Raw genomic sequence first — 26588 nt, 5'->3', positions numbered from 1 at the left:
GACGTTCTTGTTTGGTTTGATGATGTGAATAGCGGACCGGAGGGAGTTCGCAAAGGTGCCATGGCCCGGATGGTCCGTCCTCGTCATTGCGAGGAGCCCTTGCGACGAAGCAATCCAGACTGCCGCCGCAGAGACACTCTGGATTGCTTCGCTACGCTCGCAATGACGGAGCAAGGTGTCGACTGTCGTGTCCAGCTAGCGCCGCGAACCGCAGGCGCGTCCTCAAAAACACGTCGTCCGTTCAGCGGCGATGTAGCCGAACAGCAGCCCGACTCCGAACAGCAGCACGAGGCCGGCGGCGCCGAATTCGATGCCGCGCATGAAGAGCGCACCGCCGCCGTCGCGCCCGGCGCTGAGGCGGGCGGCGATATCCTTGGCGGAGACGGCGACGATCGCGATGGCCGCGACCGTGATCGCGGTGCCGAGACCCATCAGGAAGGTTGCGGCGACGCCAGCCCAGAACAGGCCCTGGGCCAGTGCGAACACCAGGACCAGGATCGCACCCGAGCACGGGCGGATGCCGACGGTCAGGATCGCGGCGAACCCGCGCCGCCAGCCACCGGGGCCAGCGAGCTCGCTGGGGGTGGGGCCGTGGGAATGACCGCAATGCTCGTCATGGACGTGACCATGGCCGTGGTCATGGTGAGCGTGGCTGTGGCCATGGTGGTGATCATGCCCGTGATCGTGGTCATGATGAGCATGGGCCTCACGATGATGGTGATGATCGTGATCATGATGGTGCGGCACGCCCGCAATCGCCGGCACGGGCTGGGCGGCCTGAAGCGCGCGGATGAAAGTGCCGCCCTTGACCCATACCAGGCGCAGGCCGAACAGCGCGATCAGGGCGTAGCTCGCGATCTCGATCACCCCTTCCGCCTTGCACATGGTCTTTGCGGTCGCATTCAGGATCCAGGCCGAAATGCCGACGATGAGGATCGCCACCAGCGACTGCATCAGGGCCGAGGCAAAGGACAGCGCAATGCCGCGCCGCGCGGTCTCGCGGTTGGCGACCAGGTATGAGGCGATCACCGCCTTGCCGTGGCCGGGACCGGCGGCGTGAAAGATGCCATAGGCAAACGAGATGAAAAGCAGCGTCCACACCGCCGATCCGTCCGACTTCGCGGCCCGGATGGTCGCCGACATCTGCCGATAGAATTCCGACTGCTTTGCCAGCAGCCAGCCGATCACGCCGCCGGCTTCAGGCTCGGCCGCCTGCGCCGGTCGCGGCACGCCGAACGGATTTTGCGCGAGCAGATCATGGAGCGCGGCATCGGCCACGCCCACGACCAGCAGAACGGCGGTGCAGGCGAGCAGCCCGCGCGCGAGCGGAGAGAGTTGCGGCTTCAAGGGCAATCCACCGTGATCTTGTTGGCGAACATCATGCCGAAATTCGAGTTCTCGCCGTTCAGGAAGGTCTGCTCGTTGAGCTTCTGCGCGCTCGCGGTGCCGTCGTTCGGTCGCTCCAGCTTCATCTGGCAGCCCGCGGGCGCGCCGACCAGCTTGACCGGATTGTCCTTGGCCATCTGGAAGTCGATGAAGAAGGAGCGGTCGAACACTTCGAGCACCAACTGCCTGGGCTTGACCGGGTTCTTCAGCGGCAGCGTGAAGTGCAGGGTCAGCACCGTGTCCTTGTAGTCGAGGAAGTAGTCGACCGGCTCCTGGAATCTCTCCTTCTTGCCGTCGGCTCGCGCAAAGGTGAAGTAGGCGTATTCCTTCAGCGACTCGACATTGGTCTGCGCCAGCGGCGTCAGCTCCTCGCGCGTATAGGTGCCCTTGGTCTTGCTCTCGAGCCCCTGCACCGCATAGGCCGAGAACATGTCGTCGAAGGTCCAGGCATGGCGCACGCCGGTGATGCTGCCGTCCGCCGCGTAGAGCAACTCGCTGGTCGCGGTGATCCAGACATGCGGATGCGCCTGCGCCGCTCCCGCCGCAAGCGTGAGGATGGCGGCGAGCAGCCATCCGTAAAGAGTGCGCAGCTCCATCAGGCCGCCTTTGCGTCGTCGAGCAGGCCGCGCCGGCGGAGCAGCGCGTCCGGCTCGGGCGGGCGGCCGCGGAAGGCCTCGTAGGCAGCTTCGGGATCGACCGATCCGCCGCTCGAATAGATGTCGTCGTGCAGGCGTTTGGCCACGGCAGGATCGAAGATGTCCCCGGCCTCCTCGAAGGCGCCGAAGGCATCGGCGTCCATCACCTCCGACCACATGTAGCTGTAATAGCCGGCGGCATAATGATCGCCGGTGAAGATGTGGCCGAACTGCGTCGGCCTGTGACGCAGCGCGATCTCCTCGGGCATGCCGATCTTCTCCAGCTCGCGTCTCTCAAAGGCGCGGACATCCTGCGCGGCGGCGGCCGGCTGGGTGTGGAATTCGAGATCGACCAGCGCCGAGGACACGAACTCGACCGTGGCAAAGCCCTGATTGAATTTTCGCGCGGCAAGGAACCGTTGCAGCAGCTCGTCCGGCAGCGGCTCGCCGGTCTGGTAATGGCGGGCGAACTTTTGCAGCACCTCGGGCCGTTCCTGCCAGTGCTCGTAGAGCTGCGACGGCAGCTCGACGAAATCGGTGAACACGGAGGTGCCCGACAGCGAGGGGTAAGTCACGTTGGAGAGCATGCCATGCAGGCCGTGGCCGAACTCGTGGAACAGGGTGCGGGCATCGTCGGGCGACAGCAGCGAAGGCTCGCCGCCGGCCCCCTTGGCGAAATTGCAGATGTTGAGAACGAGCGGCGCGACATCGCCGTCGAGCTTCTGCTGGTCGCGCAGCGAGGTCATCCAGGCGCCGGAGCGCTTCGACGGCCGGGCGAAGTAGTCGCCATAGAACAGCGCCTTGTGCTTGCCGTCCCTGCCCTTCATCTCCCAGACCCGGACGTCCGGGTGCCAGACCGGAACGTCCTTGCGCTCCTCGAAGGTGACGCCGAACAGGCGCGTGGCGCAGTCGAAGGCAGCGGCGATCATGTTGTCGAGGCTGAGATACGGCTTGATCGCGGCATCGTCGAAATTGGCGCGCTGAAGGCGCAGCTTCTCGGCATAGAAGCGCCAGTCCCAGGGCGCGAGCTTGAAATTGCCGCCCTCTTCCGTGATCAGCACCTGCATCTCGTCGCGGTCCGCGAGCGCGCGGGCCCGCGCCGGCTTCCACACCCGCTCCAACAGGCTCCGCACCGCATCCGGCGTCTTGGCCATGGAGTCCTCGAGCCGGTAGGCGGCGTAGGTCGGGTAACCCAGGAGCCTGGCGCTCTCCTCGCGCAGCTTCAGGATCTCGACGATGGTCGCATTGTTGTCGTTGGCGTTGCCGTTGTCGCCGCGCGCGATGAAGGCCTTGTAGACCTTCTCGCGGAGGTCACGCCGCGCCGAGCTCTTCAGGAACTGCTCGACCGAGGAGCGCGACAGCGTAACGATGGCCTTGCCCTCCATGCCGCGCTCTTCTGCCGCGGCCTTGGCGCTGGCGACAAAGCTCTCCGGCAGGCCCTGGCGGTCGGCCTCCGCCAACTCCATGAACCACTCCTGCTCGTCCCCGAGCAGATGGTGGCTGAAGCCGGTGCCGAGCTGGGCCAGCCTCTCGTTGATCTCAGCCATCCGCGCCTTGGCCTCCTCCGAGAGACCGGCGCCGGAGCGGTGGAAGCGGGTGTAGGTGCGCTCGAGCAGGCGAAGCTGCTCGGGCGTGAGCCCAAGATCGGCGCGGTTCTCGTGCAGCTGGGCGATGCGGCCGAACAGCACGGCGTTCATCATGATCGGATTCCAGTGCCGCGCCATCCGCAAGGAGACCTCCTTGTCGATCTCCAGGATGGCCGGGTTGGAATGCGCCGAGACGAGGTCGTAGAAGACCGCCGCGACCTTGCTCAGCAGCTTGCCCGAGCGCTCCAGCGCCGTGATGGTGTTGGCGAAGTCGGGCACCGCCGGATCGTTGATGATCGCCGCGATCTCGGCGGAGTGGTCGGCGAAGGCCTGCTCGAACGCCGGAAGGAAGTGCTCCGGCTTGATCTCGTCGAAGGGCGGGGTCGCAAACGGCGTCGTCCAGGCCTTCAGCAGCGGGTTGGTCTCGACGTCCGTAGTTTGGCGGGTTTCTGACATCACAAGTCCCGAATTCGTGGCTCGATTGTTGCGGCCAGCTATAGCACGCGATGGGGCTTTTTTGGGCCATTTGCCCTTGCTCCCGGCCGCCTTTTCGGGGAGATTGCGCCCCTTCGAAGCTACGGACCCTGAACTCATGAACGCGCCTTCCTCATCTTCCCGTCAGATCGCCTGGCCGAGCGTCATCACCGTCATCAGCGCCGCCATCCTGATCGGCGCCGAGGTGTTCGGCGCGGCCTTTGCCGGCGGCTGGGCGCTCGCGATCCTGTTCGGGCTCGGCGACCAGGGCGCCCACATCCTCCAGGCCGTGCTGTTCGCACTCGGCGTGCTGGTGATGACCGCGTTCATCCGCGGAGCGCAGCGCGTCGAGCCGTTCACGAAGCGCGGCTGACGCTCACGCGCGACAGACGCGCGCGCTGCACGATGAAGCTTAACGCGCGTTCATCTTCCGCGTCGCTAGCGCAACACTGCGCAAGCAGATGTTAGGCAATTCGGTTGCCAGCCTAAAAAAATTCTTGCGAAGCAGAGTCAAAACGCTTATGTGCGGATTTGCCCAATTTCGCACGTGCCTGTGGTCGTGTGTCAGTCGGTAGGTATCCGGACAAGAGGCCGGACAGCCGCCAAGGGGTGAAGAAGCCGAGGGGCTCTTCGGAAGTGCAGAAGTCGGAAGACCCAACGTCGCAGGACGAGGAGGTCAGACGACGGAGCAAACCCGGAGCGCCCAGCATCTCTCTCAAAGAGGTGCCATGTCGAAGGTGACTTTACTCTTTGCAACCGTGACTGGCAGCCGGAGGCGAACCGGCGCACCCCGCTCTCAACGGGGGACGCGACTTAAAGCAACGACGGATCGGGCTTTTTTGGTCTCTACCGGCAGTCCAACGCCGGCGCGGGCTACTGAAAAGGCTTGTCCTTCATTGCCAGGTGTGCGGGCGGGAACACTCCCAACCAATCCACGGCAGCACAGTCTGGTTTGAGTCTTGTGGCTTCGTCGCGCCTCCATCGCGCGATCCGGCCAGAGCACTCCTATCCGACGTCATGTTTTGAACGGGCCCGTCGCTGGGCCGTTTGGAGAGTGCCATGACCGAACGTATCCAGGAATTCCTGCGCAACCGCCGCAAGGATGGCCTCGACACCGAGCCGTGCCTCGTCGTCGACCTCGAGGTCGTGCGCGACAATTATCAGAGCTTCGCCAAGGCGCTGCCGGACAGCCGCGTGTTCTACGCCGTCAAGGCGAACCCGGCGCCGGAAGTGCTGGCCCTGCTCGCCTCCATGGGCTCCTGCTTCGACACCGCCACCGTCGCCGAGATCGAGATGGCGCTGGCCGCGGGTGCGACGCCCGACCGCATCTCCTTCGGCAACACGATCAAGAAGGAGCGCGACATCGCGCGCGCCTTCGCGCTCGGCATCCGGCTGTTCGCCGTGGACTGCGCCGCCGAGGTCGAGAAGGTCGCCCGTGCCGCCCCCGGCGCGAAGGTGTTCTGCCGCATCCTCTATGACTGCGCCGGCGCCGAGTGGCCGCTGTCGCGCAAGTTCGGTTGCGACCCGGAGATGGCTGTCGAGGTGCTCGACCTCGCCAAGCGCCAGGGGCTGGAGCCGTGCGGCATCTCGTTCCATGTCGGCTCGCAGCAGCGCAAGGTGAAGGCGTGGGACCGCGCGCTGGCGATGGCCTCGCAGGTGTTCCGCGACTGCGCCGAGCGCGGCATCAACCTGTCCATGGTCAACATGGGCGGCGGCTTCCCGACCAGGTACCTGAAGGACGTGCCGCCGGTGGTGACCTACGGCCGCTCGATCTTCCGCGCGCTGCGCAAGCACTTCGGCAACCAGATCCCGGAGACCATCATCGAGCCGGGACGCGGCATGGTGGGCAACGCCGGCATCATCGAATCCGAGGTCGTGCTCATCTCGAAGAAAAGCGACGAGGACGAGGTCCGCTGGGTCTACCTGGACATCGGCAAGTTCGGCGGTCTCGCCGAGACCATGGACGAGTCGATCCGCTACGCCATCCGCACCCGTCACGACGGCGCGGACATGACGCCGTGCGTGCTCGCAGGTCCGACCTGCGACAGCGCCGACGTGCTGTACGAGAAGAACCCGTATCCGCTTCCCGTCACGCTCGAGATCGGCGACAAGGTGCTGATCGAAGGCACCGGGGCCTATACGTCGACCTACTCGTCGGTGGCGTTCAACGGTATCCCGCCGCTGAAGACGTACCACATCTGATCCGCCTCTCTGTTCTAGAGGCCTGACGAACCCGGGAGCCGGTCCGCCGGCTCCCTTCCTGACATTGCCATTCTGACGACGCGCGAATCCGCGTGCCCCTGGCGCACGGATTCGAGCGAGGACTGACGTGCCATGACTGCTCCTCGGAAGCCACAGATCGCCCTCTCTTCGAAAGCCGCTCCGTTCGCGATCCGCAACGAGCGTGCTGCCGACGTCGAGACGCGTGAGGCGCTGCTCGATGCCTGCTTTGGCGAGACCCGCCACGGCCGCACCTGCCAGCGCCTGCGCGACGGGCGCGCACCTGCCGCCGGCCTCGCGCTGGCCGCCGTGCGCGAGGGCAAGCTCGTGGGAACCGTGCGGCTTTGGCATGTCAGCGCCGGAGGCAGGCCCGCTCTGGTCCTCGGACCGCTGGCGGTGGACCCTGCCTGCCGCGAGCTCGGGATTGGCGCCGCGCTGATGCATCAAGCGCTGGCCGCCGCCCGGGCGCGCGGGCATGCCGCCGTGATCCTGCTCGGCGACGCGCCCTATTACACCCGCTTCGGCTTCTCGGCGGAGAAGACCGGCGAGCTCTCGCTGCCCGGCCCGTTCGAACGCGACCGCCTGCTGGCGGTCGAATTCACCAATGGCGCGCTCGATGGCGCCGAAGGGATGATCGTCCCGACCGGCGCTGCCCTGCCCAAACGGAGGGCGGTTCGCGCACCTGAGGCGCACGCGGCCTGAGAGATCGCCTTCATAGCGAAGAGCGCACCGTACCGAGCGGCAGCGCCCAAACGCGCCTGCGCCGGCTTCCTTTGGGGTTGCGCAGGCGCGAGAAACGCCCTTTAACCCCGCGAAACACCGCATCCGTCGAGGCCCATGACCATGTCCCGTCGCCTGATCTCCACCGGCTCCCCGTTCGAGAAGACCGCCGGCTACAGCCGCGCTGTGATCGACGGCGAGTTCGCCTTCGTCGCGGGAACGACCGGCTATGACTACACGACGATGACGATGCCGGCCGATGTCACGAGCCAGTCACGCAACTGCTTCAAGACCATCGAAGCCGCCCTGAAGGAGGGTGGATTCGAGATGGCCGATATCGTTCGTGCGACCTACTACGTCACCGACGCCAGCACCATCGACGCCCACTTCGCCGTCTGCGGCGAGGTTCTCGGCGACATCAGGCCGGCTGCGACGTTGCTTGTCGTCTCCGCCCTCGCCAAGCCCGAGATGAAGGTCGAGATCGAAGTCACCGCCAAGCGCCGCGGCACCTAAAAAGCGCCGCAGCATCTGACAAGCGCCGCAGCGCCTGATCCACCCCACCCTTTTGTCTGCCAGCACTTTCCGGAGAAACCATCCCATGAGCCCCGCCTCGCAGATCTACGCGAAGATCACCGGTCCCATCGTCATGGTCGGCTTCGGCTCCATCGGCAAAGGCACATTGCCGTTGATCGAGCGGCATCTCGACTACGACAAGTCGCGCATCACCGTGCTCGATCCCAAGGACGAGGGTCGCAAGGCGCTTTGCGAGAAGCACAATGTCAGGTTCATCCAGAAGGGCCTGACCAAGGACAATTATCGCGAGGTGCTGACCCCGCTGCTCACCGAGGGCGGCGGCCAGGGTTTTTGCGTCAATCTGTCGGTCGATACCGGCTCGACCGACATCATGGAGCTCTGCAACGAGCTCGGCGCTCTCTACATCGACACCGTCAACGAGCCCTGGCTCGGCTTCTATTTCGATCCTTCGAAGGGACCCGAAGCGCGCTCCAACTACGCCCTGCGCGAAACCACCCTGGCCGCCAAGAAGGCGCGCCCGGCGGGCTCGACGACGGCCGTCTCCTGCTGCGGCGCCAACCCCGGCATGGTCTCCTTCTTCGTCAAGCAGGCGCTGCTCAATGTCGCCGCTGATCTGAAGCTCAATGCTCCCAGGCCGAAGACCAAGGCGGAGTGGGCGGATCTGATGCGGCAGGCCGGCATCAAGGGCATCCACATCGCCGAGCGCGACACCCAGCGCTCCAAGACGCCGAAGGAGCCCGATGTCTTCGTCAACACCTGGTCGGTGGAAGGCTTCCTGTCGGAAGGCATGCAGCCGTCCGAACTCGGCTGGGGCACCCACGAGAAATGGATGCCCGAGAATGCACATGGCCACGAAGCCGGCTGCGGCGCCGCCATCTACCTGATGCAGCCCGGCGCCAACACGCGCGTGCGCACCTGGTGCCCGACCCGCGGCGCGCAATATGGCTTCCTCGTCACCCACAACGAGTCGATCTCGATCGCGGATTACTTCACCGTGCGCGATGCGTCCGGCACGGCGGTCTATCGGCCGACCTGCCACTACGCCTACCATCCGGCTGACGATGCCGTGCTGTCACTGCATGAAATGTTCGGCCGCGCCGGGAAGATGCAGGAAAAGCACCACATCCTCGACGAGAACGAGATCGTCGACGGCATCGACGAGCTCGGCGTGCTGCTGTTCGGCCATGACAAGAACGCCTACTGGTTCGGCTCGCAGCTCTCCATCGAAGAGACCCGCAAGCTCGCGCCCTATCAGAACGCCACCGGCCTGCAGGTGACCTCCGCCGTGCTCGGCGGCATGGTGTGGGCGCTGGAGAACCCGAACGAAGGCATCGTCGAAGCCGACGAGATGGATTTCGATCGCCTGCTCCAAATCCAGATGCCCTATCTCGGCCCGGTCAAGGGTTTCTACACCGACTGGACGCCGCTGACGGATCGTCCTGGACTGTTTCCGGAGGATATCGACACCAGCGATCCCTGGCAGTTCCGGAACATCCTGGTGCGGTAAGGCGGACTCTCTCCGCCCGTCGCCACGCACTCCACTGTCATGCCCCGGCTTGACCGGGGCATCCAGTACGCCGCGGCTTCCCGGCTCCAGCACCACGGCCTCTGGAATACTGGATTGCCCGCCTTCGCGGGCAATGACACCGAGTGTGGGAAGCCGACGCTACTTCTTCTCGATCGGCGGCGCGATCTTCTCGGCCGGCGCCGGCGGCAGCGCTGGTTTGGCCGCGCCCGCCGCGCCTTGCGTCTGCGAATCCGGCCGTGCAGGCTCGGGGGCCGGCGTGGTCGGGCGATCACCGCCGGGCTTGGACTCCGCGGGAACCTTGCTCTGTTCGTCGGACGGGGTGCCCTGGAGCGGGGGCGTTGCCTGTGCCAGCTCCATCCGGCTTTCGGCGCGGATTTGCGCGAGGGACATCACCGACACCACGACGCCTGCTGCGAACAGCGCGCCGGCAACTGTCAGATCGAGCTTCAGTCTGCGCTTCTCATCTCGGCCGGGCATATCGATCACCGCCTTTGTCCGCGGAATCAACGAAACCGAGGCCCGCCGGTTCCAGGGCCGAAGAAGCGGGAACCCGCCCCTTGCGCGCCAAAACGCCGCGCTCAATCGGTCGTGCTGACCTCCCAGGTGGCGTGGCGCACGCCCGGCAAATGCTGGAGATCTGTCGCCACCGCGTTCAGCTCGTTCGGATCGACCGCGGTCGCAACCAGCCGTGCGGCGATCTCGAGAACGTCCTCGCCGATTTCGGCCACGTCGATATCGGCCACCGAATATTTCGCGGCCTCGAGCTTCTCGACGAGCCGGTCGCGCATATCCGGAAGAGCGTCGGCCGCAACAGCGAGCTTGAAATAGTAGCTCGCCTCCAGCGCCTTCTCGTTCAGGGGAATGCGATTGATGGCATTGACCAGCGGGCGCAGCATGGTGTTGCCGGCGATGACGAACACGGTCAGGGCGGCCGCCTGCGCGATCATGTCGGCGCCGGCGCAGGAGCCGACCGCAGCCGAGGCCCACAGCGTCGCCGCGGTGTTGAGGCCGCGCACGTCCATGCCCTGCTTCATGATGACGCCGGCGCCCAGGAAGCCGATGCCGGAGACGACATAGGCGATCACCCGCACCGCGCCATCGGCGCCGTCCAGCTGCATGGCGAGATCGACGAAGGCGGCCGCGCCGACCGCGACCAGCACGTTGGTGCGCAGGCCCGCGGTGCGCTGGCGATACTGCCGCTCGGCGCCGATCAGCGTTCCCAGCACGAAGGCCGTGGTCAGGCTGATCAGCGTGTCGCCGAAGTCGGCAAGCTGGAAGGTCGTCAGAAACCGCATGTGTCCGCGCCGCCGTTTGAGAGATGCGGTAGGGTGGGCAAAGGCGCGTTCTTCGCGCGACGTGCCCACCGCTTTTGCTTCGCTGAGAGAGATGGTGGGTACGGCGCAAGGGCGCCTTTTGCCCACCCTACGGCGGGAACCATGACGAATTAAAGCTCGAGAAGCCCGCCATCCCCATTTTCATCGGCGAAAGCCAGCAGCGTGCCCTTCGCATTCCAGCCGATCGCGGCGACAGGGGGCGTGCCGTTGCGGCGGACCAGGATCTCGGCGCCATCCTCCAGGCGCACCATCAGCACCGTGCCGTCGCTGTAGCCGGCGGCGAGGATATCATTCTTCGGATGGCAGGCGACGACCGACACGCGCGCCTGCAGCGGGGCGAGTATTGCGGGCTCCTTGCCCATCGGGCCGTCCTTGCTGCCGAACGGCCATACGATGACGGTGTCGGCCCCCGAGGTCGCGAGCCCCTTGCCGCCCGCGCTCCAGGACATCGAGCGGACCCGGCCGGGGTAGCCGGTCATGCGCATGTGCCTGTTGTCGGCCAGCCGCCAGCCATGCAGCGCCGGCTCGTGCATCGCGGTGACCAGGAATTTGTTGTCCGGGCTGAAGCTGACGCCATGATGCGAACCGGCCCAGGGCAGGAATTCGGCTGATCCCGCCATGTTCGGAAACCACAGCGTCACGCCGTTGTAATGCGCGATCGCGAGCCGCAGGCCCTTCGGCGCGAAGGCAAGGCCGCCGACGGTCGAGGGCACCTCGAGCGACTTCTCCTCGGCCTTGCCGCTCTTGACGGTGGCCGTCTTGCCGGCCGACCAGGCGAAGGCACCGTCGGCGTGCAGCGCCACCGCATCGATCCAGCGCCGCTTCGGGTCGGTGGCGAGCAGCGTCACCTCGCCCTTGGCGTCGAGCGAGACGACCTTGCCGTCGTCGCCGCCCATCACGAGGCGCTTGCCGTCGGAAGCGGTCGAGAGAATGCCGCCGCTGTGCACGGCAACCGTGGCGATCTCGCCTTTGCCATCGACGAACGCAACATTCTCCTCGCCACCGACGAAAGCAGCGCGGGGGCCAAGGAAATGCACCGAGGTCACCGCCATGCCGAGCGTAACAGGCTTGACGCGGTCGGTGACGGAGACGATCGAGCCGGAATCGGGAGGCGGCGTGAACTCTTTCATCACGAGACGATGCAGCTCTCGAAACCCTTGCGGATGGCCTCTTCCGGCAATTCGCGGCCGATGAAGACGAGGCGGCTCTCGCGCGGCTCACCCTCCTTCCACTTCCGCTGGTGGTCGCCCTCCAGCATCATGTGGACGCCCTGGAAGACGTAGCGGTCGTCGTCGTCGTGGAAGGCGAGGATGCCCTTGGAGCGCAGGATCTTGCCGCCCTCGACCTGCACCAGGTTCTGGAGCCAGGGCATGAACACATTCGGATCGAGCGGCTTGTCGGTCTTGAGCGAGAGCGACTGCATCTCCTCGTCGTGATAGTGCTTCAGGCCGTGGCCGTGATCATGGTGGTGATGGTCGTGGCCGTGATGGTGATGATCATGGTCGTGGTCATGATCGTCGGCCTCCAGGAAGTCCGGCTCGATGTCGAGGATGCGGTCGAGGTCGAACGCGCCGCGGTCGAGCACGTCGGCCAGGGCGACCGAGCAGCGCTCGGTGCGGTGAAGCTTCGCATAGGGGTTGATGCCGCGAATGCGGGCCTCGACCTCGGCGAGCTCGCCCTTGGAGACGAGGTCGGTCTTGTTCAGGACGATCACGTCGGCAAAGGCGATCTGGTTCTTGGCCTCGGGTGCATCCTTGAGCCGGTCGGACAGCCACTTTGCGTCGGCGACCGTGACCACCGCGTCGAGCCGTGCGTTCTTCTGCACGTCCTCGTCGACGAAGAATGTCTGGGCGACCGGCGCCGGATCGGCGAGACCCGTGGTCTCGACAATGATGGCGTCGAACTTGCCCTTGCGCTTCATCAGTCCGTCCATGATGCGGACCAGGTCGCCGCGCACGGTGCAGCAGATGCAGCCATTGTTCATCTCGAACACTTCCTCATCGGCGCCGATGATGAGGTCGTTGTCGATGCCGATTTCGCCGAATTCGTTGACGATGACGGCGTATTTCTTGCCGTGGTTTTCGGACAGGATGCGGTTGAGGAGCGTGGTCTTGCCGGCTCCGAGATAGCCGGTCAGGACAGTCACGGGAATCTTTTGGGAGGTCGCTTCAGACATAACAACTCCGGACTTCGGGCTTGTCGCGCGACGCGAGGCGGGGTGGCCCCTGCCCTAATGGTCAAGCGCGCTGGTCAGGGCCTTTATATTGTGCCTGACCATGTCAATGTAAGTGGGTGCAGGCCCCTTTTCGCCGGTCAAACTGTCCGAAATCAGGGTCCCGCCGACCCTGGCGCCGCTCTCGGCCGCGATCCGGCGGATCAGGCGGTCGTCGCTGATATTTTCCAGGAACACGGCCGGAATTTTCTGGGCCTTGATCTGGCTGATGATGGCCGCGATGTCGCGCGCGCTGGGTTCGGTTTCGGTGGAGACGCCCAGGGGGGCGATGAACCGGATACCGTACTCGGCGGAAAAATAGCCGAAAGCGTCGTGGGTGGAGATCACCTTGCGCCGGTCCGGCGGGATCTTCGCCACGGCGTCGCGGACATCTCGGTCCAGCGTTTCGAGCTTTTCCAGATAGGCCTTGGCCTGGCTGCGGAAGAAGTCCGCCTCAGCCGGGTCGGCGGCGGCCAATGCATTGGCGATGTCGGTCACATAGATCCTGGCGTTCGGGACAGACTGCCAGGCGTGGGGATCCGCGGCTGAGCCGAGCTTCAGAGGCGCGATGCCGCCACTGGCAACGACGACCGTTGCCTTGCTGCCGGAGGATTGGACGAGACGCGGCAGCCAGCCCTCGAGGCCGAGTCCATTGACGATGACGAGCCTTGCATCCGCGACCCGCTTCGCGTCGGCGGGGGCCGGCGTGTAGACGTGGACGTCGCCGTCCGCGCCGACCAGCGTCGTCAGATTGATGCGGTCACCACCGATGTTGCGGACGAAATCGCCGAGGATCGAGAAGCTCGCGACGACGTTGAGCCGCTCCGCGGCATGCAGCGGCGCGGCGATCAGCAACAGCGCACAAAACAGGATGAGCCGCATCGTCATGCTTCCAGGTGCCGGCCGGGAAACAGTTGCCGGACGATGCCGCCGACGCGGCCGAACAGGACGGAGACGATGTAGAGCATCGTCGCCACGAGGATGATGGCGGGGCCTGACGGCACACGGGTCTGGAACGACAGCACGAGCCCCGCATAGCCCGAGACCGCGGCAGCGACGACTGCGATGCAGATCATCGTGGTCAGATCGCGCGACCAGAACCGGGCAGTGCCCGCGGGCAGGATCATGAGTCCGACCGCAAGCAGCGTGCCGAGCGCCTGAAAGCCGTTGACGAGGTTGATGACGACGAGCGCGAGGAAGGCGAGATGCGCGGGGCCGCCGGCGCGGCTCACGGTTCGCAAAAACAAGGGATCAACGCTCTCGATCACCAGCGGGCGGTAGATCACCGCGAGCACCAGCAGCGTCACCGTGGCATTGAAGGCGACCACCAGCAGCGTCTGATCGTCCATTGCGAGGATGTTGCCGAACAGCACGTGCAGCAGGTCGATATTCGTGCCCTTGATCGAGACGATGGTGACGCCGAGTGCAAGCGATGCCAGATAGAAAGTCGCAAGCGACGCGTCCTCCTTCAGCCCGGTCGAACGGGCGACCACGCCGGCGAGGATCGCAACGGCGAAACCGGCGATCAGGCCGCCGGCCGTCATCGCGAACAGACTGAGGCCCGAGAGCAGGAATCCGACGGCCGCGCCGGGCAGAATCGCGTGCGCCATGGCATCGCCGACGAGGCTCATCCGTCGCAGCATCAGGAATACGCCGATCGGCGCGCCCGCCAGCGCCAGCGCGATCACGGCGGCGAGCGCCCGCCGCATGAACTCGAATTCGGTGAACGGACCGATCAGCGCGTCATAGATCATCGGACATCAAGCCGCCCGCGAGCTGACATCATCGGCCGCGCAGGCCGCGGCGCTGTCGTCGAAGGCCTCGCACATCCGCATCGCGACGATCAGGTTTTCCGGCGTCAGCACCTCCGCGGTCGGGCCCCATGCCACGGGGCCGCGCGCCAGCACCAGCGTGTCGCTGAAATGGTTGCGCACCATCTCCATGTCATGCAGCGCGGCGAGCACGGTGCGGCCTTCGCCATGCCATCGTTTCACCAGCGCAAGCAGATCGGCCGTTGTCTTGGTGTCGATGGCGTTGAAGGGCTCGTCGAGCACGATCAGGCTCGCGTCCTGGAGCAGCACGCGCGCGAACAGCACACGCTGCATCTGGCCGCCCGAGAGCGTGCCGATCGGGCGGTTCTCGAATCCATTGAGGCCGACGGACGCGATCGCGCCGAGGATCTTCTCGCGGGCAGCCCTGCCGATTCCGCCGAACAGACCGGTCGCGCGCCACAACCCGGTGCCGACGAAATCGAACACCGAGATCGGGAAGCTGCGGTCGATCTCCACGCTCTGCGGCAGATAGGCGATGTCGCGGGCATCGAGACCACCGAGATGGATGCTGCCCGCGAGCGGCTTGAGGATGCCGACGATGCCGCGCAGCAGGGTCGACTTGCCGGCGCCGTTCGGGCCGATCACCGCGACAAGCGCACCCGGGGCGACCTCGCCGCTGAGATGGTGCACCGCCGGATGACGGTCATAGCCCAGCGTGACGTTGTGGAAATGCAGCGCCGCCATCCTCACCTCATCGCCAGAAAAACGATGCCCCAGAGCACGGCACAAACGGCGGCCGCGGCCGCGAGGCGGCCTGCCACGGTCATGCGCAGGATCGACCAGCGCGCCGCCTGGGCCGGATGCGGAGACGTCGCATCATGGACATGGGCATGGCTGTGGTCGCGCCCATGCGAATGCCCGTGGCCAAGGGCGTGGCCCTGGACATGGTCATGATGCTGGGCGCGGGACGCGACGGGAACCATGCCGAGAACGTTATATTATAACATTCCCGCTGTCCACGCCGGGCTCAGGGCTTGCCGATCACCATCGCGATGGCGGCGGCCACGAACGGGAATGGCACGGACACGGCGCAGCGGAACCAGACGAAACGGGCCGGCATGAACGGGATTTCCCACAAGATCACGCGCTGAAAGGCGAACAGTGCCCAGGCGACGACATAGGCGACCACCTGGGGCATCCCGCCGCCGGACTTCAGCGCCACGGTGCCGATGGAGAAGCCAACCACGGGACCACCGGGCGTGGCCGCACCGGCCACCACGGCAGTTGCGACCCCGAGCCAGCCGCTGTCCGGGCCCAGCCATCCGGTGATCACCTCCTGCGGGATGATGGCGGCGATGTAGCCGGAGCCGATCACACCCAGCGCGATCCGCGGCACGATGTTGATGAAGTCCATCGAGCCTTCGCGGAGCGAGGCCATGAACACGGGAGGGCCGCGGCGGAAAGCGATCAGGCCGACGCCCAGCACAGAGCCCCACAACAGGATGTCGATCAGAAGCGCCGCGCTCAATTCTCGTCGTCCTTCGCGAGTGGCTTCGGATAGAGCCTGACATAGACGAAGCGGCCGAGGGCACCCGCCAGCACCGGCAGCGGCAGCGAGATGATGATCCGCCACAGCGTGAAATCGGTGCCCATGATCGGGATCTCCCAGGCGACCGCCCGGCCGTAGCCGATCAGGGTCCAGCTCACGACCATGGCGATGGTGGCGCCGAAATCGGCGCCGACCGCGAGCAGCGCGCTCGCCACGGGATAGGCGGTGAAGGGGCCGCCCGGCAGGATCGCGCCGAAGGCGGTGCCGATCAGAAGGCCCATCAGGCCGGATTTCGGCCCCAGCGAGCGCGAGACTTTCTCGTGAGGCAGGATCTCGGAGATGAAGGCGCCGAGCAGGCAACCGGCCAGCACGCGCGGCAGGATGCCGCCGAACAGCGACAGGTCATGGGTGAGAATGTCGAGGACGCCGTCGGCACCGTCACGCCGCCAGACCAGTCCCGCGCTCACCGTCACCAGGACCGCAATGATGATGGTCGACCAGCCGATCGGCTTGCGCACACGCCCCGGCCGCGGCTCGGAGTCTGCGTCCTCGGCAGGCGCCGGGTCTTTCGGGGAAGGTTCTGACAACGGGCTCGGGTCGGATCGAGGGGATGCCCGTTCTGATTAGAAGCGCCGGCCGGGCGATGCAAACGGAACGATCACAGGTCGATACGCGCACCGTGCAGGGCAATTCCGCACAGCAAAAAGGCGGCCGCTGATGCGACCGCCTCTTTGTCATTCCGGGGCGCACGAAGTGCGAACCCGGAATCTCGAGATCCCGGGTTCGATGCTGCGCATCGCCCCGGGATGACGGAGTGAAACTTACGCCTTCTCGAACAGGGACTCCACGTATTCCCAGTTCACGAGGTTCTCGACGAACGCCTTGAGATAGTCGGGGCGGCGGTTGCGATAGTCGATGTAGTAGGAGTGCTCCCAGACGTCGCAGCCGAGGATCGGGGTGGCGCCGTGCACCAGCGGATTCTCGCCATTCGGGGTCTTGGAGATTTCGAGCTTGCCGTTCTTGACCTGGAGCCAGCACCAGCCGGAGCCGAACTGGCCGACGCCGGCCGCCTGGAAGTCGGTCTTGAACTTCTCGAAGCCGCCGAGGTCCTCGTTGATCTTCTTCTCGAGCTTGCCCGGCAGCTTGGTGCCGCCGCCATTGGGCTTCATCCAGCTCCAGAAGTGGATGTGGTTGTAGTGCTGGCCGGCATTGTTGAACACCGCGGGGTTCTTGCCGAACGAGCCCTTGACGATCTCTTCAAGGGACTTGCCTTCCCATTCGGTTCCCTTGAGCGCGTTGTTGCCGTTGGTGACGTAGGCCTGATGATGCTTGTCGTGATGATATTCCAGCGTCTCCTTCGACATATACTGGCCGAGGGCGTCATAGGCGTAAGGGAGTGGGGGCAGCGTAAAGGTCATGGGTTCTTGTCCGCAACTGGTGGGGAACGAGTTCTAACGGTCACCCCTTATAGAAGGTTCCGCCGCCATTAAATACCTCAGAATTTGCGAAAAGGCGTGACCGGGCGCGTCCTGCCTGAATGCACAAATTCGTCGCAACCGGCCGCCGTCGATCAGACCCTCGGTTTCGCTGTAAAATATCATTGCCTTTGAGGCGTTTAAGACAGAACAAACGCGCCACGAAGCGGAGTTGTGAAGGACCCACGCCATGAGCATCGAGATCGACATATTGAACGGCGACGCCTCGTGGCCGATTGCCGAGCCGCTGCATCAGGCGGTCTGGGGTCCGCAATTGATTGCGAGCAAGCCCTGGGCTCATGTCAAATGGGCCAATGCCGATCTCCGCGTGCTGATCGAGACGCCCGAGGATGGTCTCGTCTGCCATGTCGGCATCTACTTCCGCACCATCACCTGGAACGGACAGAAGGTTCACATCGGCGGCATCGGTGGCGTCTGCACGCGGGAAGACCAGCGCGGCCGTGGCTATGCAACCACGGCTATCGAGGCAGCGGTGCATACGATCCGCGCCAACGAGGCGGTCCGTTTCGCGCTGCTGGTCTGCGAACCGCACAACGCTGACTTCTACGCGGCCCGGAGCTGGCTTCCCTTCAACGGCGAGGTCTATTGCGAGCAGCCGGAAGGGCGGATCCGGTTCACCTACATGGCGCCCTACGTCTTCAACATCGTCCGCGCGCCGACGCTGGGCACGATCGACCTATGCGGCCTGCCGTGGTGAGCCCTGCGTGAGCGAGGGCTGCGCCGGCTGCCGCACGCCCTATAATATGTCGGTCATCATTTAATATTCCGCCCGGTGAACATGACGATCGACGCCCCTGCAGACGCCGTCCCGCCGGTTGCGCCGGTCGCCTCCCCCATCGCCAGCCTCCTGACCGCGCCGATCCTGCCGACGCTGCTGCGGCTCGCGATTCCCAACATGATCGCGATGGTCGGCAGCACGCTGGTTGCGGTGGCCGAGACCTCCTATATCGGCCGGCTCGGCACCATTCCGCTCGCCGCGATCGCACTGGTGTTTCCGTTCGCGATGCTGACGCAGATGATGAGCGCGGGCGCGATGGGCGGCGGCGTCTCCTCCGCGATCAGCCGCGCGCTCGGTGCGGGGGATCGCGACCGCGCCGCGACGCTGGCGCTGCATGCCGCCATCATAGGCCTCTGCGGCGGGCTGTTCTTCACGGTGACGATGCTCGTCTTCGGCCGCTCCTTCTTCACGCTGCTCGGCGGGCGCGAGCAGGTGCTCGAGGAAGCCAGCGGCTATTCGCAGGTGCTGTTCTCCGGCGCGGTCGCGATCTGGCTCGTCAATACGCTGGCCTCGGTGATCCGCGGCACCGGCGACATGCGCCTGCCCTCGATGATTCTGATCGGGGCGAGCGTGCTCCAGATCGTGCTCGGCGGCACGCTCGGGCTCGGCCTGTTCGGCGTGCCGCAATTCGGCATGCCGGGTGTCGCGAGCGGCCAGCTGATCGCGTTCAGCTGCGCGGCGGTCTTCTTCCTCTGGTATCTGTTGTCCGGGCGCAGCCGGCTGCCGCTCGACCTCCGGGCGTTTCATTTCGAGCGCGCGATGTTCCTGGACATCCTCAAGGTCGGCGCGGTGGCCTGCCTGTCGCCGCTGCAGACCGTGCTCACCATTCTGATCTTCACAAGAATCCTCGCGACCTTCGGCACCGAGATGCTGGCCGGCTACGGCATCGGCTCGCGGCTGGAATTTCTGCTGATCCCGATCACCTTCGCCTTCGGCATCGCCTCGGTACCGATGGTCGGCATGGCGATCGGCGCCGGACATGTGAAGCGCGCGCGGCATGTGGCCTGGACGGCGGCTGCGGCCTCCGGACTCACGGTCGGCCTGATCGGCCTCGCTGTTGCGCTCGCTCCGTCGCTGTGGGTCGGGCTCTTCACGCGGGATCCAGGCGTCACCGCCGCCGCGCACAGCTATTTTCACTGGGCAGGTCCGGCCTTCGTGTTCTTCGGCATGGGCGTATCGCTATACTTCTCGTCGCAGGGCGCGGCGCGTGTCGGCGGCCCCGTGCTCGCCTCGACGGCGCGGCTCCTGATCGTCGCGATCGGTGGCGTCGGACTCATGACTGCGCAAGCTCCGGCCTGGACCCTGTTCGCGCTGGTCGGCGGCGCCATGGTGGTGTTCGGGCTGTCGACCGCGGCCTCGGTCGCCTTCGTGCGATGGGGCAAATGATCGCAGGCAGGTGAGCGCGAAATGAACGCAGGAATGTGATTCCAGCCGGCGTTGCACAATCCTGCCGGGCTGCTATTGAGGCGCTCCATTTTCGGGGCCCTCTCCATGATTTCCAGATTCGCAGCTCTCATCGTCCTCCTCGCCCTGCTGCTTGGCGCATCTGTCGCTCGTGCGCAGAACGCCGACGGGACATGGCTCACGCAGGCCGGTGATGCGCGCGTCAAGATCAGCAAATGCGGCGGCGGCATCTGCGGCCACATCGTCTGGCTGCGCCAGCCCTACGACACCTCGACCGGTCAGCCCGCCACCGACAGCAAGAATCCCAATCCCGCGCTCGCAAGACGACCGATGATCGGCCTGCCATTGTTCAGCGACATGCAATCCGCAGGTCCGAACAAATGGTCGGGCCAGATCTACAATGCTGACGACGGCAGCACCTATGCCAGCAACATCAGCTTGATATCAGCGGATTCGCTGCGGGTCGAAGGCTGCGTCGGCGCGCTCTGCGGCGGCGAGACCTGGACGCGCACGGGGCGCTAGCTTCTCAACTCTCGTTGCCCCGGACGCAGCGCGTCCGGGACGCAAGGGTCGCTCACGCCATCATCTCCTTCAACGCCGTCGCCGCCGAGGCATAGCCGCCCCGCGCGCCGTCGATGAAGTGGACGTGGTCGCTGCGCAGTGCCGACGGCGTGAAGCAGGTCATCATCGCGGCATCCTGCGGATGGAGGCCGTACCGCACGATGCCGTCGCGCGCGGCGGCGGCGAGACGATCGCTGAGGGCGCGCTCGAGCTCCGGCGTGCAATCGAGGATCATGCGCAGGCCGTCGTCATATTTCCTGAAATCGGAGTTTTCGACCACCTGGCGCCTGTAGACATTCGGCACGAAGCCGCCGACCTTGAGATCAAAGCGCATGATCAGATAGGCGAACAGCGTATAGGCCAGCACCCCCGCGCGACGCACGAGCAGCGGACCTCCGCGCCTGGTGCGGGCTTCATAATCCACCCCCTGCGGCGGCCATTTCAGCGGCGGCCCCTGCGGCGGCACCGGACGCCCCCCTTCCGGGCTGCGCTCGACGAGATGGATGATGTCCTCGATCACCCTGCGGAAGGCGTGCGGATCGACGCCGCGCACCGGCATCACCAGCACCGACAGGATCAAGCCGCGCGCAGCCGGCATCACTTCGAAGCGGCACGACAGGCCCGAGAGGTCCGGTTGTGCGCCGGCGGGCGCCGCCGTGACCGCAAACTCGCCACGCTTCATCGCGGCGTCGGCCCAAGCGAGTCCTCCGCCCGAGAACATCGCATAGGACAGGTTTGCCGACGGCCCGAAGCGGGCGACTCGCACGTCAAGGCCTTGAGCGCGAATAATGCTGACCGGCACCAGCGCGATGCGCATGATCAGGTCGAGATCTTCCCGCACCCAGGTCGCGGTCGCCGCCAGCGCCTCGCGGGCAAGTTCGAGATCGTCCGGCGCAACCGCGAAGCTTGCGCCGTCGCCGCCGAACACGAAGGGGAATTCGCGCCCTCCCAACGCGTTCGTCACCGCCGCGATCACGGCGGCGCCAGCCATGTTGACCGCCTTGTAGCGCTGCGCCGCGATCGCCTTGGTCGAATCGACGATGTCGGCAACACCGATGCTCCAGTCGTCCGGCAGCGGCGAATACAGCATCGGGTCCATCAGGCTGGTGAAGCCTCGGAAGACGGGAATGCCGCCATAGAAGGATTCGCCTGAGGTCATCGGAGTTGCCGGATGGTTGGAGTGCGAAGCAAATACGTGGCAGGATTGATCCGGGTTCGCCGAACGGCGCCCCCAAATTCAATCATTGGCCGAAACCGACCCGGACAACAAGATATGGCCCCGCTGCAATGCCGCGGTGGAGTCATTGATCGGCATCAAACGACGGCCCGGGGAGAACGGCTATCGTCGGTCGGCTCCAAGGGTTGCATGGGATAATCGAGGTGCCCGACTTCGGCAACAAGGACTCCACCTCTCCGGTCAGGCGGCGCACGGGCATCGACCCGATCAGCGCCGTGAAGATGCCCGAAGGACTGACGGCGGCCGTCGACGCCTGGGCCGAATCTCATCAGCTGACCCGCTCGGATGCGATCTGCAAGCTGATCGAGCTGGGCCTGAAGACCGCATCCCCGGTCCTCACGCCGGTGCACCCGCTCGAATCGGACGCCACCAGGATTGAAGGGATCGCAGTCCACGAGATCGAGACGCTGCTCGATCCCGCATTGCCGGCGGACGAACGCGAGCGCCGCATCCGCCGCCTCACCGAAGGCCCGCCGGAATTCTCACACGAGCGAATTGACCTTCCGAAGGACGCGCCGAAGCTGCGGACGTGAGCCGCTTAGTGCACCCGCTCATCCTGACGCTTGCGCAAGGCATCGAGAGACGCATCATGGCAGCCGACCAGGCGGACGAATTGCTGCGGGTACATTTCATGCCCGTGACTGCCGGAATTCTGATGTGTCATCGGCGGGCAGTGGATATCGTCCGGTTTCGCAGGGGATTGCTCCGTGCGGCCCTGATTTGAAGCGGTCATGTTTGACGTCGTCATGGACTGCTCCCTGTCGATTAGGGCAGATCGATTGACGTAACCCAACCGATTGCGGGACATCTTACGACCAAATCCGGCTGAATGTCATTGTGCCGGATCAATGCAATCATGACGGCAGAGTTCCGCCTATGCCGTATTCCCCGCGTCGACAGTGAACACCGTCCCGGTGACATTGCGGCCGCCCTCCCCCAGCAGATACTCCACCATGCGCGCGACGTCGTCCGTCTGCGGCAGGCGACGCAGCGCACTGCGGCCGGCGATGCGCTTGCGGCCCTCGTCCGAGAGGTTGTGCGTGAGCTCGGTGTCGATGAAGCCCGGTGCGACCGCGTTCACGGTGATCCCGAGCTTGCCGACCTCGCGCGCGAGCGAGCGGGTGAAGCCGGTGGCGGCGGCCTTGGTCGCGCCGTAGACGGACAGGCCATTGTAACCGGTGGTCGCGATGATCGAGGAAATGTTGATGATGCGGCCGGCGCCATCGGCCATCATCTGCCGCGCGACATATTTGGTGAGGACGATCGGCGACAGCACGTTGAGCTGCACCAGGGCCGCGATCTCGGAATTGTGCATGGTAGCGAGCAGGCCTTCGGTGCCGAGGCCGGCATTGTTGACGAGACCGTAGATCGGGCCGAATTCGTTGCGAACGAGTTTTGCGAAGGCCGGGATCGCATCGATCACCGCAAGATCGCAGGCGCGGAAATGCAGCCGCCCCTCGGACCGGACAATCGCCGCCTTGAGCTCGTCGCTCTCGCGCCGCGCTGCCGCGATCACGTTGAAGCCACCTCCGACGAGGCGCGTTGCAATGGCAAGACCGATACCGCGGCTGCCGCCGGTGACAAGAACGTTATGCATCGGTGCGCGCCAGTTTGCCGGCCGGGGTGACGTCGAGCGCCTCGACGAAACGGATCACCGCCGGCACCTTGTGGGACGCGAGCTGGGCGCGGCACTGATCCAGGATCTGGTCGCGAATTTCTTTCGCGCGCGCCGCATCGGTGCCGTCGGCGAGGATCACGTCGGCGACGACGATGCCGCCGGTGATCGGGCTGCGGCGCGACTTGGCGCGCGACATCCGCACGTCGGGATGGCGATTGATCACCGCCTCGATCTCCTCGGGATGGACCTTCAGCCCGCCGATATTGATGATGCCGCCGCGGCGTCCGACGAAGTAGTAACGGTCGCCGCGCAGCTCGACGATGTCGCCGCTGTCGACGAAGCCGTCGGCATCGGTAAGCGCCGTCGCGTCGCGGCCGACATAGGCATGCGCCGTGCGTGCCGAGCGAATCCGCAGCGAGCCGTCGACGACCTTCATCTCGACGCCGTTGCGGTTGCCGAGATAGTCGGCCGGAAAGCCCTCCAGCCCGTCATTCACGGCGAAGCCGACGCCGGCCTCGGTCGAGGCATAGGCGTGGCCGACCGAAGCATTGGGGAACGCCGCCTTCAAGCCGTCGAGCACGGCCTGGTCGGCGATCTCGCCGGAGAGACGGACGTAAGCCGGGGCGAATTGCGCGGCCGCGCCGCTCATCAGGAGCTTGCGCCAGTGCGAGGGCGTGCCCGAGATGTGCGAGACGCCGCGCGCATTCAACCGCGCGATGTGATCGCCGAGCGCCTCATGCGGATCGGACAGCACCATCGAGCCGCCGGACAGGATTGCGCGGAGGAAGATCTGCAGGCCGCCGTAGCGGCGAATGTCGTAGAACGTCGCCCATACCGGCGCCGGACCGCGCGCCGGACCTTCGGCAACGATCGCCCCGGTCAGCGCCTCCAGCGTATGGCCGGCGATCTTTGGCACGCCCGAGGTACCCGAAGTCAACATCAACCATTCGGTCGCACGTTCGCTCGTGACCGGCACGGTGGCTTGAAGCGGCAAATGCGCGGTGACGACCAGCGGAACGCCAGTGCCGCCCCAGCGATCGGGCTCGTCGGTGACGACGGCATCGATGCCGGCATCAGCGATCAACGAGCCAAGATGCGCCGGGTTGAGATCCGGCGGACACAGCAGCATGCGGCGGGCGATGCCGTCGAGCTCGATCATGGCAAGGCCTGACCGGAGCTGGTCTGACAGTTTCAGCAGCACGGCGCGGCCGGACAGCTCGCGCAGGCGGCCGCCCAGAACCGTGTGCGACAGGATGTCGGTCAGCGACACGACATCGTGCGCATCGGAGATCGTGCGGCCTTTCAGCTCCGCGCCAAGATGATCGCGAAGCGCAAAGATCTCACGCGGGGACATTTTCGTAGGCCCGCACGAAATCGCCTACTGTGGCGGGGAACGCAGCGTCCTCGGAAATGGTGAATGGGTCGACGCCGGTCTCGTCCTCGAGGCGCGCCACAAGAATGGCGAAGGCGAGCGAGTCGAAACCCGTCTCGTGCAGGGATAGATCGTCCGAGAGTGCGGGAAGCGTGACGTGCTGCTCTCTGGCGATCTGCTGGATCGCTTCGATGACCTTTGACCTTACCGACATGGCTGGCTCACTTTTCGTATCATTCGTGTTGCGGCGGCTCTTGATGACCGCCTCCCAATGCCCCTCTGTTACCCGACAGAGGTAAATGGCCTCTTGGACAATTCAGATAAAATTGGACCCATCTTGCGGATTTGTTGCCGTTACAGCCAGATCGTGCCGTCTGCGATCCTGGCGAATGTGCTGGAATCGAGCGCGACATAGCCGCCGGATTTCGGGTCGAGCATGAACAACGGATCGGAGATCGCAGCCGGATCAAATCCCGCGCGCGCGAGATCGCTCTTCTTCTGCTTGAACGTCTCGGTCGCATCGAGCTCGCGCGAGATGCGGACGAAGACTGGCCGGGCGTAAGCCGGCAGGCGCCGCGCGAGATGCGCAGGCAGCGCGGCGATGTCAAAGCCCTCGTTCACGACGATCGCGCTCATGCCGGCGCGGCCGTCCGCGCCGGGGATGGCGACGCCGTAGGTGGTGGCGTCAACCACGCCGGCGAAATCACGCACGGCGTCGTTCACCTCCGAGGTCGCGACGTTCTCGCCCTTCCAGCGGAAGGTGTCGCCGATGCGGTCGACGAAATGGAAGAAGCCCTTGTCGTCGATCCGCATCAGATCGCCGGTGCGGAACCAGGCATCGCCCCTGGCAAAGACGTCGCGCAGGATCTTCTTCTCGGTCTCGCCCGCATCGGTGTAGCCTTCGAAGCGGCCTCCGCCCTCGTCCGCGGTGCCGATGCGGCCGATGGCTTCGCCGGCCTCGCCGCGGGCGCAGGCGATGCAAAAGCCCTCGTCATTGCGCAGCGGCACGCCGCTGCCGGGCTCGAGCTTGACCAGACTGGCGGGAAAGCGATGTGCGAGCAGCGGCGGAATCCGCCCGATCGCACCCGGTTGCCCCTCGACATTGAACAGCGAAAAATTGCCTTCGGTCGCCGCGTAGAATTCGAGGATGCGCGGAATGGAAAAGCGCGCCTGGAAATCTTCCCAGATGTCGCCGCGCAGGCCGTTGCCGCAGACGAGCCGCAAGCGGTGCCGGTTCTCGTATTCCGACGGCGCCGCCTTCAGCAGGTAACGGCAGAGCTCGCCGATATACTGAAACATCGTGCAGTCATGCCGGACGATGTCGGACCAGAAGTGCGAAGCCGAGAATTTTTCCGCAATGGCGACCGAACCGCCGGCAGCCAGCATGCTGCACGGCGCGACGATGCCGCCGACCGAGTGGAACAACGGGAGACAATCGTAGAGCCGGTCCTGCGGAGTCGCGCCGGTGAGGCCGGCGAACCAGAAGCCCCAGTTGAGGATACGGCGGTGGCTGATGCTGGCCGCTTTCGGCAGGCCCGTGGTGCCCGAGGTGTAGATCAGCAGCGCGCGGTCACCGATCGTGACGTCGCCATGTTCGTCCGACGAGAGCGGGCCGTCGTCGAGGACGGCGAGCGCGACATCGATCGCGCGCTGGCTGCGGGCATCGCCGTGGGTCCAGACCTTGGGCTGCGCCTTCAGATGCGGCGTTGCGCCGTCCAGCATCTCCGTCAGCTCGTGCGCCAGGATAATGTGCGCCGGCCTTGCGACGTCGATGCAATGCGCAAGCGACTGTCCCACCAGCTTCGTATTGAGCAGCGCCACCACGCCTCCGACGCGGCTGATGCCGAGCCAGGCCGCGAGATAGTCGATGCCGTTCGGCATGATGAGGGCCACGGTATCGCCCTTGGCTACCCCGACCGAGCGCGCCCAGCGCGCGTAGCGATTGATGCGCTTCGACAGGCCTTGATAGTCGAGACTTGTGTCAGCCGTGACCAGCGCGACGCGGCCGGGCTGGCGTTGCGCCCAATCGTCGATGACGTCCGCGAACAGACGCCCGGGCAATGCCTCGATCTGCGCAGTGAGCTCGATTGCCTTCAGCCAGATCTTCGAAGCCGACGGCGCGCGTGCGGCTTTCGGCTGCTCGATGACGCCGGTGGTCATATTGTTCACTCT

At 65.4% G+C, this 26588-nt stretch carries 29 protein-coding genes; 9 read left to right on the top strand and 20 right to left on the bottom strand.

The genetic code is table 11. From position 1 onward, the window contains the following. Positions 1-222 precede the first annotated feature (222 nt). From XH96_RS05400 to XH96_RS05390, 3 genes are read right to left on the bottom strand one after another with little or no spacing between them, the layout of a single operon-like run. Positions 223-1347 (bottom strand): nickel/cobalt transporter, encoded by a 1125-nt coding sequence (locus XH96_RS05400; protein ID WP_194391377.1) that lies wholly within the window; start codon positions 1345-1347, stop codon positions 223-225. After that, positions 1344-1982 carry a DUF1007 family protein gene (locus XH96_RS05395; RefSeq protein WP_194391376.1) on the bottom strand — a complete coding sequence of 213 codons (639 nt, stop codon included), beginning with the start codon at positions 1980-1982 and terminating at the stop codon, positions 1344-1346. The genes XH96_RS05400 and XH96_RS05395 overlap by 4 nt, the downstream gene beginning before the upstream one ends. After that, a complete protein-coding gene (locus XH96_RS05390; RefSeq protein WP_194391375.1) occupies positions 1982-4063 on the bottom strand; it encodes a M3 family metallopeptidase in 2082 nt (693 codons plus the stop codon). Before XH96_RS05390 ends, XH96_RS05395 begins: the two co-directional genes overlap by 1 nt. Positions 4064-4199: 136 nt before the next feature. Here XH96_RS05390 and XH96_RS05385 point away from each other — a divergent pair, with 136 nt between their 5' ends. The 5 genes from XH96_RS05385 (at position 4200) to XH96_RS05365 (ending at position 9062) form a co-directional block, all read left to right on the top strand. Next, the gene (locus tag XH96_RS05385; protein WP_028179193.1) at positions 4200-4454 is read left to right on the top strand and encodes a hypothetical protein; all 255 of its coding nucleotides are present in this window, start codon (positions 4200-4202) and stop codon (positions 4452-4454) included. Between the two features lie 686 nt (positions 4455-5140). Then, positions 5141-6283: a type III PLP-dependent enzyme gene (locus XH96_RS05380; protein ID WP_194391374.1), complete on the top strand. Its 1143-nt coding sequence runs from the start codon at positions 5141-5143 to the stop codon at positions 6281-6283. Between the two features lie 132 nt (positions 6284-6415). Further along, entirely contained in the window at positions 6416-7003 is a 588-nt protein-coding gene (locus XH96_RS05375) for a GNAT family N-acetyltransferase (protein ID WP_194391373.1), read from the top strand. Positions 7004-7144: 141 nt separating this feature from the next. After that, positions 7145-7534: a RidA family protein gene (locus XH96_RS05370; RefSeq protein WP_194394042.1), complete on the top strand. Its 390-nt coding sequence runs from the start codon at positions 7145-7147 to the stop codon at positions 7532-7534. Positions 7535-7619: 85 nt separating this feature from the next. After that, positions 7620-9062 (top strand): homospermidine synthase, encoded by a 1443-nt coding sequence (locus tag XH96_RS05365; protein WP_194391372.1) that lies wholly within the window; start codon positions 7620-7622, stop codon positions 9060-9062. 159 nt (positions 9063-9221) lie between these two features. Here the strand turns inward: XH96_RS05365 and XH96_RS05360 are convergent, their stop codons facing one another. The 11 genes from XH96_RS05360 to XH96_RS05310 all read right to left on the bottom strand — a co-directional run bounded on the left by XH96_RS05360 (position 9222) and on the right by XH96_RS05310 (position 17368). Then, complete coding sequence (locus XH96_RS05360; protein ID WP_194391371.1) at positions 9222-9560, bottom strand: hypothetical protein; 339 nt, start codon at positions 9558-9560, stop codon at positions 9222-9224. 101 nt (positions 9561-9661) lie between these two features. Continuing rightward, positions 9662-10378 carry an MgtC/SapB family protein gene (locus XH96_RS05355; RefSeq protein WP_061879219.1) on the bottom strand — a complete coding sequence of 239 codons (717 nt, stop codon included), beginning with the start codon at positions 10376-10378 and terminating at the stop codon, positions 9662-9664. A gap of 149 nt (positions 10379-10527) precedes the next feature. Further along, entirely contained in the window at positions 10528-11547 is a 1020-nt protein-coding gene (locus XH96_RS05350; protein WP_194391370.1) for a WD40 repeat domain-containing protein, read from the bottom strand. Next, entirely contained in the window at positions 11547-12593 is a 1047-nt protein-coding gene (locus XH96_RS05345; protein WP_194391369.1) for a GTP-binding protein, read from the bottom strand. The genes XH96_RS05350 and XH96_RS05345 overlap by 1 nt, the downstream gene beginning before the upstream one ends. A 54-nt stretch (positions 12594-12647) precedes the next feature. Then, positions 12648-13511 (bottom strand): metal ABC transporter solute-binding protein, Zn/Mn family, encoded by an 864-nt coding sequence (locus XH96_RS05340; protein ID WP_194391368.1) that lies wholly within the window; start codon positions 13509-13511, stop codon positions 12648-12650. A gap of 2 nt (positions 13512-13513) precedes the next feature. After that, positions 13514-14383 (bottom strand): metal ABC transporter permease, encoded by an 870-nt coding sequence (locus XH96_RS05335; RefSeq protein ID WP_194391367.1) that lies wholly within the window; start codon positions 14381-14383, stop codon positions 13514-13516. Positions 14384-14389: 6 nt separating this feature from the next. Further along, positions 14390-15145 (bottom strand): metal ABC transporter ATP-binding protein, encoded by a 756-nt coding sequence (locus XH96_RS05330; RefSeq protein WP_194391366.1) that lies wholly within the window; start codon positions 15143-15145, stop codon positions 14390-14392. Positions 15146-15147: 2 nt separating this feature from the next. After that, positions 15148-15384: a hypothetical protein gene (locus XH96_RS05325; protein ID WP_194391365.1), complete on the bottom strand. Its 237-nt coding sequence runs from the start codon at positions 15382-15384 to the stop codon at positions 15148-15150. A gap of 44 nt (positions 15385-15428) precedes the next feature. Beyond that, positions 15429-15929 (bottom strand): hypothetical protein, encoded by a 501-nt coding sequence (locus XH96_RS05320; RefSeq protein ID WP_194391364.1) that lies wholly within the window; start codon positions 15927-15929, stop codon positions 15429-15431. Next, positions 15926-16537: a permease gene (locus XH96_RS05315; RefSeq protein WP_194391363.1), complete on the bottom strand. Its 612-nt coding sequence runs from the start codon at positions 16535-16537 to the stop codon at positions 15926-15928. Before XH96_RS05315 ends, XH96_RS05320 begins: the two co-directional genes overlap by 4 nt. A gap of 234 nt (positions 16538-16771) precedes the next feature. Further along, positions 16772-17368 carry a superoxide dismutase gene (locus tag XH96_RS05310; RefSeq protein WP_027573470.1) on the bottom strand — a complete coding sequence of 199 codons (597 nt, stop codon included), beginning with the start codon at positions 17366-17368 and terminating at the stop codon, positions 16772-16774. A gap of 247 nt (positions 17369-17615) precedes the next feature. Between XH96_RS05310 and XH96_RS05305 the strand changes: the two genes are divergently transcribed. The 3 genes from XH96_RS05305 (at position 17616) to XH96_RS05295 (ending at position 20150) form a co-directional block, all read left to right on the top strand. Then, positions 17616-18143: a GNAT family N-acetyltransferase gene (locus tag XH96_RS05305; protein WP_194391362.1), complete on the top strand. Its 528-nt coding sequence runs from the start codon at positions 17616-17618 to the stop codon at positions 18141-18143. Positions 18144-18224: 81 nt separating this feature from the next. Beyond that, positions 18225-19610 carry an MATE family efflux transporter gene (locus XH96_RS05300; RefSeq protein WP_194391361.1) on the top strand — a complete coding sequence of 462 codons (1386 nt, stop codon included), beginning with the start codon at positions 18225-18227 and terminating at the stop codon, positions 19608-19610. 105 nt (positions 19611-19715) lie between these two features. Next, on the top strand, positions 19716-20150 hold the full coding sequence (locus XH96_RS05295; protein ID WP_194391360.1) for a DUF2147 domain-containing protein: 435 nt from the start codon (positions 19716-19718) through the stop codon (positions 20148-20150). Positions 20151-20202: 52 nt separating this feature from the next. Here XH96_RS05295 and XH96_RS05290 read toward each other — a convergent pair whose 3' ends face one another. Beyond that, positions 20203-21348, bottom strand: a complete 1146-nt coding sequence (locus XH96_RS05290) for a DUF3095 domain-containing protein (RefSeq protein WP_194391359.1) — start codon at positions 21346-21348, stop codon at positions 20203-20205. A 212-nt stretch (positions 21349-21560) separates the two neighbouring features. Between XH96_RS05290 and XH96_RS05285 the strand changes: the two genes are divergently transcribed. Further along, positions 21561-21959, top strand: coding sequence for a hypothetical protein (locus tag XH96_RS05285; RefSeq protein WP_194394041.1), 399 nt, complete (start codon positions 21561-21563; stop codon positions 21957-21959). Positions 21960-21964: 5 nt separating this feature from the next. Here the strand turns inward: XH96_RS05285 and XH96_RS05280 are convergent, their stop codons facing one another. The 5 genes from XH96_RS05280 to XH96_RS05260 all read right to left on the bottom strand — a co-directional run bounded on the left by XH96_RS05280 (position 21965) and on the right by XH96_RS05260 (position 26585). After that, positions 21965-22174 (bottom strand): hypothetical protein, encoded by a 210-nt coding sequence (locus XH96_RS05280; protein WP_194391358.1) that lies wholly within the window; start codon positions 22172-22174, stop codon positions 21965-21967. A gap of 126 nt (positions 22175-22300) precedes the next feature. Continuing rightward, on the bottom strand, positions 22301-23023 hold the full coding sequence (locus XH96_RS05275) for an SDR family NAD(P)-dependent oxidoreductase (RefSeq protein WP_194391357.1): 723 nt from the start codon (positions 23021-23023) through the stop codon (positions 22301-22303). Next, positions 23016-24398, bottom strand: a complete 1383-nt coding sequence (locus XH96_RS05270; RefSeq protein WP_194391356.1) for a class I adenylate-forming enzyme family protein — start codon at positions 24396-24398, stop codon at positions 23016-23018. Before XH96_RS05270 ends, XH96_RS05275 begins: the two co-directional genes overlap by 8 nt. After that, positions 24385-24630: an acyl carrier protein gene (locus tag XH96_RS05265; protein WP_008135396.1), complete on the bottom strand. Its 246-nt coding sequence runs from the start codon at positions 24628-24630 to the stop codon at positions 24385-24387. Before XH96_RS05265 ends, XH96_RS05270 begins: the two co-directional genes overlap by 14 nt. 140 nt (positions 24631-24770) lie before the next feature. Beyond that, positions 24771-26585, bottom strand: coding sequence for a long-chain-acyl-CoA synthetase (locus XH96_RS05260; protein WP_194391355.1), 1815 nt, complete (start codon positions 26583-26585; stop codon positions 24771-24773). Between the last annotated feature and the right edge of the window lie 3 nt (positions 26586-26588).

Source organism: Bradyrhizobium sp. CCBAU 51765 (genome assembly GCF_015291725.1).
Taxonomy (GTDB): Bacteria; Pseudomonadota; Alphaproteobacteria; order Rhizobiales; family Xanthobacteraceae; genus Bradyrhizobium; species Bradyrhizobium liaoningense.
The sequence above is the reverse complement of the archived record's forward strand: the minus strand, read 5'-3'. Positions and strand labels throughout refer to the sequence as shown.

Excerpts from the sequence above, each read along its gene's own strand:
- XH96_RS05385 (WP_028179193.1), top strand. The coding sequence starts at position 4,200 with ATGAACGCGCCTTCCTCATCTTCCCGTCAGATCGCCTGGCCGAGCGTC.
- XH96_RS05265 (WP_008135396.1), bottom strand. The coding sequence starts at position 24,630 with ATGTCGGTAAGGTCAAAGGTCATCGAAGCGATCCAGCAGATCGCCAGA.
- XH96_RS05395 (WP_194391376.1), bottom strand. The coding sequence starts at position 1,982 with ATGGAGCTGCGCACTCTTTACGGATGGCTGCTCGCCGCCATCCTCACG.
- XH96_RS05300 (WP_194391361.1), top strand. The coding sequence starts at position 18,225 with ATGACGATCGACGCCCCTGCAGACGCCGTCCCGCCGGTTGCGCCGGTC.
- XH96_RS05310 (WP_027573470.1), bottom strand. The coding sequence starts at position 17,368 with ATGACCTTTACGCTGCCCCCACTCCCTTACGCCTATGACGCCCTCGGC.
- XH96_RS05270 (WP_194391356.1), bottom strand. The coding sequence starts at position 24,398 with ATGTCCCCGCGTGAGATCTTTGCGCTTCGCGATCATCTTGGCGCGGAG.
- XH96_RS05335 (WP_194391367.1), bottom strand. The coding sequence starts at position 14,383 with ATGATCTATGACGCGCTGATCGGTCCGTTCACCGAATTCGAGTTCATG.
- XH96_RS05290 (WP_194391359.1), bottom strand. The coding sequence starts at position 21,348 with ATGACCTCAGGCGAATCCTTCTATGGCGGCATTCCCGTCTTCCGAGGC.
- XH96_RS05365 (WP_194391372.1), top strand. The coding sequence starts at position 7,620 with ATGAGCCCCGCCTCGCAGATCTACGCGAAGATCACCGGTCCCATCGTC.
- XH96_RS05280 (WP_194391358.1), bottom strand. The coding sequence starts at position 22,174 with ATGACGACGTCAAACATGACCGCTTCAAATCAGGGCCGCACGGAGCAA.
- XH96_RS05340 (WP_194391368.1), bottom strand. The coding sequence starts at position 13,511 with ATGCGGCTCATCCTGTTTTGTGCGCTGTTGCTGATCGCCGCGCCGCTG.
- XH96_RS05370 (WP_194394042.1), top strand. The coding sequence starts at position 7,145 with ATGTCCCGTCGCCTGATCTCCACCGGCTCCCCGTTCGAGAAGACCGCC.
- XH96_RS05295 (WP_194391360.1), top strand. The coding sequence starts at position 19,716 with ATGATTTCCAGATTCGCAGCTCTCATCGTCCTCCTCGCCCTGCTGCTT.
- XH96_RS05305 (WP_194391362.1), top strand. The coding sequence starts at position 17,616 with ATGAGCATCGAGATCGACATATTGAACGGCGACGCCTCGTGGCCGATT.
- XH96_RS05350 (WP_194391370.1), bottom strand. The coding sequence starts at position 11,547 with ATGAAAGAGTTCACGCCGCCTCCCGATTCCGGCTCGATCGTCTCCGTC.
- XH96_RS05355 (WP_061879219.1), bottom strand. The coding sequence starts at position 10,378 with ATGCGGTTTCTGACGACCTTCCAGCTTGCCGACTTCGGCGACACGCTG.
- XH96_RS05325 (WP_194391365.1), bottom strand. The coding sequence starts at position 15,384 with ATGGTTCCCGTCGCGTCCCGCGCCCAGCATCATGACCATGTCCAGGGC.
- XH96_RS05275 (WP_194391357.1), bottom strand. The coding sequence starts at position 23,023 with ATGCATAACGTTCTTGTCACCGGCGGCAGCCGCGGTATCGGTCTTGCC.
- XH96_RS05375 (WP_194391373.1), top strand. The coding sequence starts at position 6,416 with ATGACTGCTCCTCGGAAGCCACAGATCGCCCTCTCTTCGAAAGCCGCT.
- XH96_RS05330 (WP_194391366.1), bottom strand. The coding sequence starts at position 15,145 with ATGGCGGCGCTGCATTTCCACAACGTCACGCTGGGCTATGACCGTCAT.
- XH96_RS05390 (WP_194391375.1), bottom strand. The coding sequence starts at position 4,063 with ATGTCAGAAACCCGCCAAACTACGGACGTCGAGACCAACCCGCTGCTG.
- XH96_RS05360 (WP_194391371.1), bottom strand. The coding sequence starts at position 9,560 with ATGCCCGGCCGAGATGAGAAGCGCAGACTGAAGCTCGATCTGACAGTT.
- XH96_RS05380 (WP_194391374.1), top strand. The coding sequence starts at position 5,141 with ATGACCGAACGTATCCAGGAATTCCTGCGCAACCGCCGCAAGGATGGC.
- XH96_RS05345 (WP_194391369.1), bottom strand. The coding sequence starts at position 12,593 with ATGTCTGAAGCGACCTCCCAAAAGATTCCCGTGACTGTCCTGACCGGC.